Source organism: Allobosea sp. RIT-PG3_2 (genome assembly GCF_057321085.1).
Genome location: NZ_JBXWCA010000001.1, coordinates 1 through 13,453 on the forward strand (window position 1 = coordinate 1; position 13,453 = coordinate 13,453).

General features: G+C 63.9%; 10 protein-coding genes. 6 read left to right on the top strand and 4 right to left on the bottom strand.

All coding sequences use genetic code 11. From position 1 onward, the window contains the following. Positions 1–1,057: DUF3300 domain-containing protein (locus tag AC2FAN_RS00005; RefSeq protein ID WP_485172258.1), on the bottom strand; the 1,057-nt coding region annotated here is incomplete at its 3' end. A 44-nt stretch (positions 1,058–1,101) separates the two neighbouring features. Next, positions 1,102–1,359 carry a hypothetical protein gene (locus AC2FAN_RS00010; RefSeq protein WP_485172259.1) on the bottom strand — a complete coding sequence of 86 codons (258 nt, stop codon included), beginning with the start codon at positions 1,357–1,359 and terminating at the stop codon, positions 1,102–1,104. Positions 1,360–1,614: 255 nt separating this feature from the next. Here AC2FAN_RS00010 and AC2FAN_RS00015 point away from each other — a divergent pair, with 255 nt between their 5' ends. The 5 genes from AC2FAN_RS00015 to AC2FAN_RS00035 all read left to right on the top strand — a co-directional run bounded on the left by AC2FAN_RS00015 (position 1,615) and on the right by AC2FAN_RS00035 (position 11,084). Next, positions 1,615–4,338: an aminotransferase class I/II-fold pyridoxal phosphate-dependent enzyme gene (locus AC2FAN_RS00015; RefSeq protein WP_265053463.1), complete on the top strand. Its 2,724-nt coding sequence runs from the start codon at positions 1,615–1,617 to the stop codon at positions 4,336–4,338. A gap of 78 nt (positions 4,339–4,416) precedes the next feature. After that, entirely contained in the window at positions 4,417–6,108 is a 1,692-nt protein-coding gene (gene aspT / locus AC2FAN_RS00020; protein WP_485172260.1) for an aspartate-alanine antiporter, read from the top strand. A 44-nt stretch (positions 6,109–6,152) separates the two neighbouring features. Then, positions 6,153–7,805, top strand: coding sequence for a bifunctional aspartate transaminase/aspartate 4-decarboxylase (locus tag AC2FAN_RS00025; RefSeq protein ID WP_265053461.1), 1,653 nt, complete (start codon positions 6,153–6,155; stop codon positions 7,803–7,805). Between the two features lie 92 nt (positions 7,806–7,897). Continuing rightward, positions 7,898–9,595 carry an aspartate-alanine antiporter gene (gene aspT, locus AC2FAN_RS00030; protein WP_485172261.1) on the top strand — a complete coding sequence of 566 codons (1,698 nt, stop codon included), beginning with the start codon at positions 7,898–7,900 and terminating at the stop codon, positions 9,593–9,595. A gap of 415 nt (positions 9,596–10,010) precedes the next feature. Continuing rightward, on the top strand, positions 10,011–11,084 hold the full coding sequence (locus AC2FAN_RS00035) for an AI-2E family transporter (protein WP_485172262.1): 1,074 nt from the start codon (positions 10,011–10,013) through the stop codon (positions 11,082–11,084). 132 nt (positions 11,085–11,216) lie between these two features. Here the strand turns inward: AC2FAN_RS00035 and AC2FAN_RS00040 are convergent, their stop codons facing one another. Beyond that, on the bottom strand, positions 11,217–11,705 hold the full coding sequence (locus tag AC2FAN_RS00040; protein WP_485172263.1) for a class I SAM-dependent methyltransferase: 489 nt from the start codon (positions 11,703–11,705) through the stop codon (positions 11,217–11,219). A 176-nt stretch (positions 11,706–11,881) separates the two neighbouring features. On the opposite strand from AC2FAN_RS00040, the gene AC2FAN_RS00045 reads away from it, so the two are divergent. After that, positions 11,882–12,859: a Bug family tripartite tricarboxylate transporter substrate binding protein gene (locus AC2FAN_RS00045; protein ID WP_485172264.1), complete on the top strand. Its 978-nt coding sequence runs from the start codon at positions 11,882–11,884 to the stop codon at positions 12,857–12,859. 36 nt (positions 12,860–12,895) lie between these two features. On the opposite strand, the gene AC2FAN_RS00050 is transcribed toward AC2FAN_RS00045, so the two are convergent. Beyond that, positions 12,896–13,453, bottom strand: a complete 558-nt coding sequence (locus tag AC2FAN_RS00050; RefSeq protein WP_485172265.1) for a regulatory protein RecX — start codon at positions 13,451–13,453, stop codon at positions 12,896–12,898.

The following is a 13,453-nucleotide window of genomic DNA, read 5'->3' on the forward strand; positions in this document are numbered from 1 at the left end:
GGTTGCCGGCCCCGGCCCGATCGCCAGGCCCGCGATCCGGTCGATTGGCGGCATTCGCGCGGTCGGCGGGCCTTTGCTCGGGACGGGCACCCGCCCCCGCATTGCCTCGGTCGCCGCCCGGCCGAAGCACCTCGTCGCCGCTGCGTCCACGGAAATCCATCCGGCCTTCGCTGCCGGCACGCAGGTTGTTGTTCGCGAATTTCTGCTGGACGGCGTTGTTGCGGTATTGGACGCCGTGGCGGTGCTGGGGGTTGTGCTCCCAATGCGTCACGCGATCGCGGTTGACATTGATGTTCCCGCCTACCCAGTTGACGTTTCCGCCCCAGTATCCGCCCGACGTCCACCGCCCGAGCGCATAGCCGGCGCCGAATGCGATGCCCGTCGCGACAACCCCGGCCGCGACATAACCCGGTGCAGGGAAGTAATAGGGTGGATAGGCGGGATATGGCCAGGAGCCGTAGACCACCCCCGGATCGTAATAAGGCACGTAGACCGTATCCGGCCGGGTCGGCTCGATCAGGATCGTCTGCTTGCCGCTGTCCTGCCGGACCGTGACGTTCTGCTGTGAACCGGAAGACAGTTTCTTGGCGTCGTAGGCTCGCGCCCTCATCCTCTGGACACCGTCCATGACGTCGGGCTGCTGGGCCAGGACGGCATCGCCGAGTTTCTGGGTCCAGTCGAGATTCTTGCTCATCATCTCCAGGACCGAAGGAGTCGCGACGAGCGATTTCACGCTCGCGTCCCAGGTTTGCTTGTCGACGGCTGCCTTCAGCGGGTCACCCTTCAGCTTCTTGTTGGTTGCGAACCATCGATCCGCCTGCACCACCTCCAGCGGATAGGTCGAAGCCATCAGCACCTGTGCGAGCAAGGCGTCGGGGTAGAGCGCGATCGGCGCGACGAGCGCATCGAGCTGGGCGCTGGAGAGAACCTCTTCGCCCTGCCCTGCCTGGGGCGCCACGGGCGCCTGCGGTTGCAAAGGTGGCGCGGTCGCCTGCCCGTACGCCTGAGAGACGAGCCCGCTGACGATGACGCTGGCGAACACAATTCGCAGATGCATGGTCCTACCTCGCACTGGCAGCGCGCCTCTTGCCGCAGTGATGCTTATCTGCTCGGCGGAGCAGTGCGACCTGCAGCTTGATCCGCGGCTTGCTGGCGGCGGAAGGCCTGAATGTTCTCCTGACCCTCGCGCATGTTTTCGTTCATGCGGCCGTCGTGCATCATGTCATGCCCCTCGAGCAGAACATCCATCGTGCATCCATTTATACGATTGCACGCAGCGGCGGGGCGCGGGAAGGTGGACGAGAATACTGCGGCAGCGAATATCGCTGAGATCACGCCGATCAATGAAATCTTGTTCATCCGATTAGCTCCGCGACAACAAATCACAGTCGGGCGCAAAAGTTTCTGGCAGCTTTAAGCTCAAGGTCGGCTCAATCTGCGCCAACACTGGATTGCAATTTCAGCAACCAGAAACCGTCGCTCGATCAATCATTAGCACATCCGCAAGAGCGGAAACCTGTCCCTAGGGACAATACGCGATCAGCCCGGGATGTGCTGAGCTTGGCTGACCATCGGCCCCAATACAGTGCGACCTGCGAGAGGGAAGGAAACAGGATGGCTTCTCCCGTTCAGGAATCGCGCAGCATCGATCACTTTTTCTCCGCCCCGTCCGGTCGCACCGACCGTTGGCGCGACCTTCACGCGGTGGCGCGTTCCTGGTCGACGGGCAGCAAGAGCCGCAGCGCAGTCGAGGCCGCACTCGACGAACTGGGTGTCATCGAGGAGTTTCACGCATTCCCGGGAGCCGACCTTATCGCGGTGCTGCGAGGCTTCCTCCAGAACGACGACGCCAGCGGCTTCCTCTCGCTCGCCAAGCGGATCTCGGTGGCGATCATCACAGGCAATTACAAGCACGACTCAAAGGAATGGCAGGCGGCCGACCTGTCGCTGGCGGAGCCCGCCGACATGCTCCCGTCCTCGTTGGGAGAGTCGCCGGTCTATAGGCCCTATTTCGAGATGCTGGCCGTGACGCCGGCGCCGATGGCGCGCTGGCCGCATATGGCCGCCGAATTCCGCCGCCTGCGGCGCGCCGAGGACGCCTTCGTTTACGAGACGGTCCTGGTCGGCAGCCTGGAGGATGCAGTCTGTGCGGCCGTGCTCAACCCGAACATCGCTGCTGTCGTCATCTATGAAGGCTTCGCGTTGAAGTCGCGGCACGACGCGCCGGTGCTGCGCAGCGTGCTCGCGGCGCAGCAGCCCTATCTCGACAAGGCGGACGAAGCCGATCTGGCGCTGCGGCTCGCGGCCGGCCTGAAAGCGATCAGGCCCGAGCTCGACATCTACCTGTTGTCGGACCGGCGCGTCGAGAAGCTCGCCGGCGATCCGCGGGCCGCCATAATCAGGCGCGTCATGTACCAGATCGAGGAGCCGCTCGAACTCCATCTCTCGGTGCAGGAGGGCATCGCGGCGCGCTACGAAACGCCGTTCTTCGACAATCTCAAGCGCTATGCGCAGCGGCCTGTCGGCACCTTCCACGCGCTCCCGATCGCACGCGGCAAATCGGTGTTCCGCTCGCCCTGGATCCGCGACATGGGGCAGTTCTACGGCATCAACCTCTTCCTGGCGGAGAGCAGCGCCACGACCGGCGGTCTCGACAGCCTTCTCGAGCCCACGGGGAACATCAAGCGCGCGCAGGAGATGGCTGCGCGGGCCTTCGGCGCCGACGAAGTCTTTTTCGTTACCAACGGGACGAGCACCTCCAACAAAATGGTGCTGCAGGCGCTGATCGGGCCCGGCGACATCGTCATCCTCGACCGCAACTGCCACAAGTCGCACCATTACGGTTTGGTACTGTGCGGCGCGCAGCCCTTCTACGTCGAAGCCTTCCCCATGCCGGAGTTCTCGATGTACGGGGCGGTGCCGCTGCGTACCATCAAGAAGGCCCTGCTGGATCTCAAGGCCGAAGGACGCCTCGACCGTGTCAAGATGGTCGACCTGACCAACTGCACCTTCGACGGGCACATCTACAACACGCGGCGCGTGATGGAGGAGTGCCTCGCCATCAAGCCGGACCTGATCTTTCTGTGGGACGAGGCCTGGTTCGGCTTCGCGCATTGGTCGCCCTTCCTGCGGCCACGGACCGCGATGGGCGCCGCGGCCGACATCGAGGCCTGGATGCAGGATCCCGACGCGGCCGCGCAGCACAAGAAACAGCGGACAGCGCTTGGTGCTAACCCTTCAGCCGAGAAGCTCCTCGATACGCGCCTGGTGCCTGATCCGGACGCCATCAGGCTGCGGGTCTACCAGACCAATTCCACGCACAAATCGATGTCGGCGATCCGCCAGGGTTCGATGGTGCTGGTCAAGGATGTCGATTTCCACAAGGTCGAGGCGCAGTTTCACGAGGCCGTCTTCACCCATGCCTCGACCAGCCCGAACCAGCAGCTCATCGCCAGCCTCGACGTCGCGCGCCGGCAGATGGAGCTGGAGGGCTACGGGTTGGTGATGAACGCCATCGAGGTCGCGCTCGACATCAGGCGCGAGATCGCCGTCCATCCGGTCATCTCGAAATACTTCAGGGTCGTCGGTGCCGACGGAATGGTGCCGCAAGAGTACCGAACCAGCGGATTCATCGATTTCCTTGCGCCGGACACGCGCTGGGACGATCAGTTGCGCAGCATGCGGGAAGACGAGTTCTGCCTCGATCCGACCCGCATGACGCTGGTTTGCGGAACGGCGGGTTTCGACGGCACGTCGTTCAAGGGCCTGCTTGCCGCGCAATACAACATCCAGGTCAACAAGACCTCGCGCAATTCGGTGCTGCTGCAGTCGAACATCAACAACACCCGCAGCGACGTCGCGCTCCTGATCGGGGTCCTGCTCAAGATCAGCAACGAGATCGAGCTGCGCCTGCGCCAGGGCGGCGAGGATGAGCGCAAGGCCTTTGACGCTCGCGTGCACAGCCTGATGAACGAGGTGCCCGACCTTCCGAATTTCAGCCGGTTCCACGATGCGTTCCGCATGGACGCCGGAAAAGCGACCCCGGAAGGTGACATCCGCACCGCCTTCTTCTCTGCCTATAAGGAGGAAAAGTGCGAGTATCTGCGCATAGACAGCCCGGAATGCGACCGCCGCATCGACAAAGGCCCGGCACTGATCTCGGCCAACTTCGTCATCCCCTATCCGCCCGGTTTCCCCATCCTCGTGCCAGGCCAGGTCGTGACGCACGAGACGATCACCTTCATGCGAAAGCTCGATGTGAAGGAGATCCACGGCTACGAGAAAGCAAAAGGCCTCAAATTGCTGAAGCCGGACGTCCTCATGAGCAAGAAGAAATGAGAATGCGGGGCAAGCCCAAGTTCTGAAGGGCTGGCCGGAAATTCGGCGGGCTTCGAATTCCAGAAACAGGGGATCGGAATGTTCGACTGGTTCGCTAGTACGCTTCGCAGCTACCCCGAGATCGCGCTCTTTCTTTCGCTGGCGATCGGCTATTATGTCGGCGGCTTCGCCTATAAGGGCTTCAGTCTCGGCGCGGTGACCTCGACGCTCATCGCCGCGGTCGTGATCGGACAACTCGGCATCACGATTTCCCCGAACGTCAAATCGACGTTCTTCCTCATGTTCCTGTTCGCCGTCGGCTACGGCGTCGGCCCCCAGTTTGTACGAGGCATCGCCAAGGACGGCGCACCCCAAGCGATCTTTGCGGTCGTGGTCACGGTGTTCTGCCTCGCGATCCCCGTCATCATCGCAAAATTCGCCGGCTATCATCCGGGATACGCAGCCGGCCTCTATGCCGGCTCGCAGACGATCTCCGCCTCGATGGGCTTGGCGACCGACGCTATCAACCGCCTCGGGCTCTCTCCCGAACAGACCAAGGAATATCTCGACGCGATGCCGATCGCCTATGCTGTGACCTATATCTTCGGCACCGTCGGCTCCGCGATGGTCCTGGCGATGTTGGGACCGAAACTCCTCGGCATCGATCTCGTCCAGGCCTGCAAGGACTACGAAGCAAGGCTTGGCGGCGGCACGGAGATAGGCGGTCCCGGCTCCGTGTGGCGGCGTTTCGAGCTGCGCGCCTTTCGAGTGCGAAGCGGCGCCAAGGTCATCGGCATGCGCGCCGCAGACGCCGAAGCGCTCGTGCCGGATGCGCGCGTCTTCGTCGAGCGTGTGCGGCGCAATGGCCTCATCGAGGACGCAACAACCGACACGATCCTGCAGGAAGGCGACATCATCGCCATCGCAGGGCCCCGCGAGGTGCTCGTCAACCTGATCGGCCAGAACGCCGACGAGGTCGAGGATCCGGAGCTTCTCGATGTGAAGGCCGAAGGTGTCGATGTCTACGTCACCAGCAAGGACGCCGACGGCAAGACGCTCGCCGAGCTCTCCCAGATGCCTGCCGCACGTGGCGTTTTCCTTCGGAAGATCGTTCGCGGTGCCACCGCCGTGAACATCCCCGTCCTGCGTGACACGGTGATCCATCGCGGCGACATTCTCACCATCGTCGGCCGGACGCAGGACATCGCCGCGGTCGCCAAGGTCATCGGCCATGCCGACCGCCCGAGCGACGTCGCCGACGTCGCCTTCATCGGTGCTGCGATCACGCTCGGTGCGTTGATCGGCGCGCTCGTCTTCAAGGTCGGGGGCGCCCCGTTGACGCTATCGACCGCGGGCGGTGCTTTGATTTCGGGTCTGGTCTTCGGCTGGCTGCGTTCGGTGCGTCCCGTCTTCGGCCGTATTCCCAGCTCGACCGTCTGGTTCATGAATTCGGTCGGCCTCAACATCTTCATCGCCGTTGTCGGCATCTCGGCAGGCCCGGGCTTCGTCAAAGGGCTGCAGACGCAAGGGGTCGGCCTGTTCCTCTGGGGCGCTCTGGCGACGGCCATCCCACTGATCCTCGCCATGTTCGCCGGCAAGTACATCTTCCGCTTCGATCCTGCGATCCTGCTCGGGGCCTGCGCGGGAGCACGTACCACGACAGCGGCTCTGGGCATGATCTGCGAAACCGCAGGCAGCCAGGTTCCGGCGCTCGGCTACACCGTGACCTACGCCGTCGGAAACACGCTTCTGACCATCTGGGGCATGGTGATCATCATGCTGCTGACCTAGCGGAGCGGCTCCGCCCCGATTTCCAGTCTTACCGGGAGAACGTCATGGATCCTGTCACTCTGCGGACCTTCGAGAAGCTCAGCCCCTTCGAGATCAAGGACGAGCTGATCCGTCTCGCCAAGCTGACCTCGCAAGAATCCTCGATCGCGCTTCTCAATGCCGGCCGTGGCAATCCGAACTGGGTGGCGATGACGCCGAGGGAGGGCTTCTTCCTGCTCGGGCAATTCGCGATCACGGAAAGCCGGCGGGTGATGAACAAGCCGGCCGGGATCGGCGGCATGCCCAAGGCAGACGGGATCGCGAAACGCCTCGAGGACTGGCTTGGGGAGCACAAGGACGCGCCCGGAGCCACCTTCCTGCGGGACATGGTCGCGTTCGCGGTCAAGAAGTTCGACTTCAAGCCCGACGCCTTCGTCCATGAACTCGTCGACTCGATCATCGGCGACAATTACCCGGTGCCGGATCGCATGCTCGTCCACAACGAGCGGATCGTGCACGAATACCTGATGTGGGCGATGTGCGGCGATCCGCGTCCCTCCGGTCAGTTCGACCTCTACGCCGTGGAGGGTGGCACGGCGGCGATGTGCTACATCTTCAAGTCGCTGAAGGCCAACAGGCTGCTGAATGCCGGCGATACCATCGCCCTGGCGACGCCGATCTTCACGCCCTACCTCGAAATGCCGCATCTCGAGGATTACGGGCTCAACATCGTCACGGTGGCAGCCCCGCAGGAGAACCGCTTCCAGTTCACCGACGAGGAGCTGAAGAAGCTCGAGGACCCCAAGGTCAAGGCGTTCTTCGTCGTCAATCCGGGCAACCCCTATGCGGTCGCCCTGAGCGAGGAGACGATCGCCAAGATCGTCAAGCTGGTCGAGACGAAGCGCCCCGATCTCCTGCTGCTGACCGACGACGTCTACGGAACCTTCGTGAAGGGCTTCCGCGGCCTGCTCGGCGCCCTGCCCCGCAACACGATCGGCGTCTACTCCTATTCGAAGTACTTCGGCTGTACCGGCTGGCGGCTCGGCGTCATCGCCATCCACCGCGAGAACATCTTCGACAAGGCCATCGCCGCCCACCCGGAGAAGATATCGGCGGCGCTCGATTCCCGTTACGGGCCGCTGACGCTCAAGCCCCGCGAGATGAAGCTGATCGACCGTATCGTCGCCGATAGCCGCGACATCGCGCTCAATCACACTGCCGGTCTCTCCTTGCCGCAGCAGGTGATGATGTCGATGTTCTCGCTGTCCGAGTTGATGGACGAGGACAAGCTTTACCAGAAGACATGCATGGGGATCGTCAGGGCGAGAGCCGAGCGGATGATCGAGGGGTTGGGCATCGAGGTGCCCGAGAACCTGCTGCATGATCGCTATTACGGCCTGATCGACTTCGAATTCTGGGCCAACAAATATGTCGGGCCAGAGGTCGTGGCCTATATGAAGGAACACGTTCACCCGCTCGACATCGTGTTCCGGCTCGCCGAGGACCACGGCATCGTGCTGCTCAACGGCGGCGGCTTCCACGCGCCCGACTGGTCGGTCCGCGTCTCCTTCGCCAATCTCGACGACGAGGTCTACAGCCAGATCGGACGTGCCACGCGCGCGGTCGCCCGGGGCTACCGGCAAGCCTTCGACGCTTACAATCTCGCCCTCAACAAGACGAAATCGCCCGGCGGCGCGGCGCCTGCCAAAGCGAAGTAAGCTGAAGCTGCGCTGCACGCAGCAGCATCGCCGGGCAGTCGATCGGTCGTCGCGCCGGTCGATTGCCAGGCCTTTTTGCAGAGAGGACCGGCATGAGTTTCGTGGTGGAAGCCCTACGGAACAACCCCGAGCTCGCCATCTTCCTGACGGTCGCGCTCGGCTTTCTGATCGGCCGGCTGAAATTCGGGAGCTTCAGCCTCGGCGTCGTCGTCGGCTGCCTGCTTGCGGGAGTGCTCGTCGGGCAGCTCGACATCAAGATCCCGGCGACGGTCAAATCGGTCTTCTTCGACCTCTTCCTTTTCACGACCGGCTACAAGGTCGGCCCTCAATTCTTCCGGGCCCTGAAGAAAGATGCGTTTCCGCAGATGGCGCTTACGGTCGTCCTGTGCGTGTCGTGCCTTTTGATCGCGCTGACTTTTGCGAAGCTGCTTGGTTACGACATGGGCACGGCGGCGGGCCTCCTGGCCGGCGCTTTCTCTGAATCGACGGTCATCGGAACAGCCGGAGAAGCGATCCAGCGGCTCGACCTTCCCGAGGCCGAGCGCCGGGCGCTCGTGAACAATATCCCGGTCGCCTACGCCGTCACCTATCTGGTCGGGACGACCGCGCTCGTCTGGTTCCTCCCCAAGATTGGCCCCAAGCTGATGGGAATTGACCTGCGCGAGGCCGCGCGCGCAGCCACGGCAGCATTGCATTCGGACAAGTCGGGATCGGCCGGCGAGGTCGATGGCATCACATCGGCCGCTCGCCTGTTCGATGTGCGCGCCTATCGCGTCGAGAATGCGCAGTTGATTGGCAAGACGATTGCAGAGCTGGAAGCCCTGCCGAAGAAGTCTCGCATCTTCGTTCTGCGTGGCCGCAGCGGCGATACCCTGTTCGATCATGCCTCTGAGCATCGCGTCCGGGCCGGCGACATCATCGCTGTCATGGCGCGCTTCGAAGTCCACGCGGCGCGCGGCGATGTCATCGGCCCGGAGGTGAGCGACCCCGATCTGCTGGACATTCCGATCGAGGCTCTCGACGTGATCGTGACAAGCCGCAAGCTCGACGACACATCACTGGCCGAGCTGGCCGAGGGGGAGTTCGCGCGCGGGGTGTTTCTCGCCAAGCTGACACGTTCGGGCATCGCCATGCCGGTGATCCCGACGACGCGTCTCAATCGCGGCGACGTCCTGTCCCTTGTGGGGCCGCTGACGGAGGTCGAGCGCGCTGCGGCCGTGATCGGCTATTCCGACAGACGGACGCCCGCGACCGACATGGTCTTCGTGGGGTTCGGAATCTTCCTGGGGGGCCTGTTCGGCCTGCTGTCGGTCGCCGTCTGGGGCGTGCCGCTGACATTGACCGCCAGCGGCGGCGCCTTGTTCATGGGCTTGCTCTTCGGCTGGCTGCGCTCCGCCTATCCGTTCTTCGGCCGCATTCCGGAGCCGGCGATCTGGATTTTCGATACGGTCGGGCTTTGCATGTTCATCGGCATCGTCGGACTGGGCGCCGGGCCGAGTTTCGTCGCCGGCCTGAAAGCGACCGGCGTCAGCCTCGTTGCAGTCGGGCTGGTCTCGTCCCTGCTCCCGCACACCATCGGGATTCTGTTCGGGCGTTACGTCCTGAGGATGGATCCGCTCATTGTACTGGGCGCCTGCGCCGGCGCCGGTACGATCACCGCCGCGCTCAGGGCGATCCAGGACGAGGCCCAAAGCAGCATACCGGCTCTCGGCTACACGGTTCCCTATGCCATCGGCAACATCCTGCTAACGGCTTGGGGGCCCGTCCTGATTGCGCTGATGACGATCTGATCGAGCCTTATCGAGCCTTCATGGGCGTGTCCGTCAAACGGTCGATCCCGACGCCCTTACCCGCTCTATGCCGCCGACTCGTAGTGCCTATCCCTGAAAAATGGCGATGGAGGTAACGATGAAGCTCCCTGTCGGGTTGTCGGCTCTGGTCGCAGTGTTCGTCTCGGCAGGTGCGGGGGGCGTCCGTGCCGCGGTGACACCGGGTGTCGGGGCACCAGGCGTGGGCGTGCGGGCTGGAACGCCGATGAATCGAGGGGACCCGGTCAATCGGGCGGGCAGGCGCTGAAAGCCTCTGTTCCGCTCTGTCCGGCGGAGCTGCGCCGACGCCCCTGGAATTGCCGGCCCTACCGCGGTTGGGCTGGTGACTGCCCCGGGCGCGCGAGCTTGCGCGACAGTTTGAGTCAGGATCGGAACGATGGATAGGAAGGCGCCAAAGCGCCACGACTCGATCGAGCATTCGACCTTGATCGACAGCGCGATTCGCATCGGGCTCATCGGTCTGCTCGTCTATGCCTGCGCCCGGATTGTCCTGCCCTTCGCGTTCCTTTTGATCTGGTCGGCCATCCTGGCGGTGATTTTGTATCCGCTTCATTTGCGTCTGGCGCCGCGGCTTGGCCAGCGGGGATCGGCGCTGCTGATCGGCCTGATCGGCGTCGCGCTGATGCTCGGACCGATGGTGATGCTGGTGACGTCGCTGGCGACGTCGCTCTATTCGGGTATCTCGACTTTGCAGAGTCAGGGTCTGACGGTGCCGCAGCCGCCGCTATGGCTCGATGGCACTCCGCTTGTCGGCAAGAAGCTGACGGAGATCTGGTCTCTCGTCGCTTCCAACCTGCCGGCAGCGCTGACAAAATACGGTCATCTGGTGAGCGGCCCCTTGGCTTGGCTCGCCTCCTCCGCCGGCGACCTCGCCATCGGCGAATTGTCGTTCGTCGCTTCATTCGCGATCGCCGCGGTGCTCGTTGTCCATGGTCCAGCTGCGGGCCAGTTTGCTCTCCGCACGCTCGAACGCATCACGGGCAGCGAGGAGCGCGCCGTGCGCCTGGTTACCTTGACCGCGGCCACGATCCGCGGCGTGGGGCTCGGCGTGGTCGGCGTGGCGCTCATCCAGTCACTGCTGTTGGGCTGCGGCTTCTTCGCCATCGGACTCCCGGCGGCCGGTCCCTTGATGCTCGTGGCGCTGCTGCTGGGTATCATGCAGGTGCCGCTGATTCTGCTGACCCTGCCCGTCGTCGGCTACGTCTTTTATTCCGAGGCAACGCAGCCGGCGATCATCTTTCTGATCTGGAATATCGTTGTCGGCCTCAGCGACAATGTTCTCCGTCCGTTGTTCCTCGGAAGGGGTCTCGAAGTCCCCATGCCAATCATTCTTATTGGTGTTCTTGGTGGCGTGATTGTCGATGGGCTTCTAGGTTTGTTCGTAGGGCCGGTCCTGCTCGGAGTCAGCTATACGTTTTTGATCGAATGGCTGCAGAACAACTCCGTTTGAATTGCTGTTCGTTCTGACTTCATTGCGGTCAACGGGCCAAAGGCAGGAACAGAGATTGTCCTCAGCTGCATATTCTGCGGCTATAAATTCAATCGGCATGGCGCGGGATCGTTGCACTCTCTCTGGGGACGGCTAGCGACGCCGGTACGCGAAGTAGCGGCCGTCTGGCACATCGTCAGGAAGCGGCACCGCCTCGAAGGCCGGGTGGTCGAGCTGCCAGCCTGTGACGATCAGGCCGCCTGGCTTGGCCAGCGCTGCGACATGATCCGGCAGCCACGCGAAGGCCAGGTGGTCCCGGTCAGGCACGCCGGTCGTTACGTCGACATGGATCAGGGCGGCTGCGCTTGCGTGCCGGGCGGCGAAGGCCGGCAGCGTCTCCTCCATCTCCCCGACGACGAGAAGATGGCGGGGCGGCATCGATCGGGGGTTGGGGCTGGGATTGCGCTCGAACACATGGATCTCGCGGCCGGGCAGCCGCTCGCGCAGATGATCGTAGGTGCGGCCGTTGCCGAGCCCCAATTCCAGGACCAGCCCTTCCTGCCCCTCGATGCGATCCGCTGCCCAGTCCAGCATGCTGCGCTGAGCCTGAAGGCGACGGATGAAGCTGTCGAGCCGGCTCATGATCATGCACCCAATGTCGTCCGTCACTATGAGCGGCCGGGGCCGCGATGCCAACGACGATCCCATCAGCGCGCGCTTGCCAAATCGAACGATGCGATGGCCTAATCGACCGAGAAGTGCGCTTCATCAGATGCGTATCGAAGGCCGGCAAGAGCCTTTTCCAGGGAGAGAAGTTGATGATTTCGAAGCGATATCTCATCGCTGCGGCTGTCGCCGCGTCCGTTGTCGCACTGCAGACTCCTGCTTCGGCCGAAACCTGGCCGGCGCGGCCGATCACCTTCATCGTGCCTTTCCCGGCGGGTGGCGGCACCGATACCTTCGCGAGACCGCTCGCCGCGCAGCTCGATCAGCAATTGGGCCAGCGCATCGTGATCGAGAATCGCGGTGGAGCGGGCGGCACGGTCGGTGCGTCGGCTGCGTCCAAGGCCAAGCCCGATGGCTACACCTTCTTCGTCGGGGCCGCGCACCATGCCATCGCGCCGGCGCTCTATCCCAAGCTCGACTACAACATCCAGACCGATTTCATCCCGATCGCCGTCATCGCCCTGCCGCCGCAGGTCATCGTCGTCCATCCCGGCAAGGTCCAGGCAAAGACCGTGGCCGAGCTCGTCGACTACGCCAAGAAGAACCCGGAGAAGCTCAACTATGCCTCGGCCGGCAACGGCACGACGCATCATCTCGCCGGCGAACTCTTCCAGATATCGACCGGGACGAAGCTGACCCATGTCCCCTATCGCGGTGCCGGCCCGGCCCTGCAGGACACTGTCGCGGGGCAGGTCGACATCCTCTTCGACGGTCTCGGCTCGTCGGCCGCGCAGATCCAGAGCGGCGCCTTGCGCGCGCTTGCGGTCGCAGCGCCCACCCGTTCCGAAGCCGTGCCCGATGTGCCGACGGCCAAGGAGGCCGGCCTCGACGGTTACGAGGTCTCGACCTGGTATGCGCTCTGGGCACCGAAAGGCACGCCGGCTGAGATCGTGACCCGCATGCGGACGGAGGTCGAGAAGGCCTTGAAGACGCCGACCATCGACGCAGTCTGGAAGAAGAGCGGCTCGCCCATTCCGACCCTGAGCGGCGAGGCTTTCGGGCGCTTCGTCACGGCCGAGGTCGACCGCTGGGGCAAGGTCGTCAAGGAGGCGCAGGTCAAGCTGGAGTGAGGTGAGCCCGAGCTGCGGCTTGCGACGAGCCGCCTCCTAGGCCTCGCCTTCCACATCGCCGTCGATGACGGCGCGCGCCGTGGCATAGCCGAAGCCGAGGCGGGCCAGCGTGGCCAGGTCCTTCTGCCGGAACGCTGCGCGGTCGCTCCTGCGCCAGGGGCCGAGCCGGCGGCGTGTCGCGGCGATGCGCGCGGCCGCGATCTCGTCGTCCGCATTCGTGGCTGCGAGTTCACCCACCAACTCGCGGCCGACTCCTTTCGCGGTCAACCGGGCCGCGACCGCGCGGCTCGACTGGCCCTTGCGCCGCAAGGTGGCTGCCCTCGCCTCGGCGAAGCGGCGATCATCGATCAAACCCGTCGAAACGCAGCGCGCGATCACCGTATCGAGCGCTTCCGCATGAGCCGCCGGGTCCTCGCCATGGTGGCGGCAGCTCATGGCGATCTTGCGTGTCAGCACCCGGCGCAGCTGCGCCGCGGGCGCGGCATAGCGTTCGAGATAATGCATTGCCGCCCGCTGCAGATAGTCGGCGGTGATGCGCCGTGGGATGCGTGCAGGGCGAGCGCCCTGCCCTGGCCTGTCGGCGATTTCAGGCAT

Coding starts and splice junctions, on each gene's coding strand:
- aspT (WP_485172261.1), top strand. CDS start 7,898: ATGAGTTTCGTGGTGGAAGCCCTACGGAACAACCCCGAGCTCGCCATC.
- AC2FAN_RS00040 (WP_485172263.1), bottom strand. CDS start 11,705: ATGAGCCGGCTCGACAGCTTCATCCGTCGCCTTCAGGCTCAGCGCAGC.
- AC2FAN_RS00010 (WP_485172259.1), bottom strand. CDS start 1,359: ATGAACAAGATTTCATTGATCGGCGTGATCTCAGCGATATTCGCTGCC.
- AC2FAN_RS00035 (WP_485172262.1), top strand. CDS start 10,011: ATGGATAGGAAGGCGCCAAAGCGCCACGACTCGATCGAGCATTCGACC.
- aspT (WP_485172260.1), top strand. CDS start 4,417: ATGTTCGACTGGTTCGCTAGTACGCTTCGCAGCTACCCCGAGATCGCG.
- AC2FAN_RS00050 (WP_485172265.1), bottom strand. CDS start 13,453: ATGCCTGAAATCGCCGACAGGCCAGGGCAGGGCGCTCGCCCTGCACGC.
- AC2FAN_RS00025 (WP_265053461.1), top strand. CDS start 6,153: ATGGATCCTGTCACTCTGCGGACCTTCGAGAAGCTCAGCCCCTTCGAG.
- AC2FAN_RS00045 (WP_485172264.1), top strand. CDS start 11,882: ATGATTTCGAAGCGATATCTCATCGCTGCGGCTGTCGCCGCGTCCGTT.
- AC2FAN_RS00015 (WP_265053463.1), top strand. CDS start 1,615: ATGGCTTCTCCCGTTCAGGAATCGCGCAGCATCGATCACTTTTTCTCC.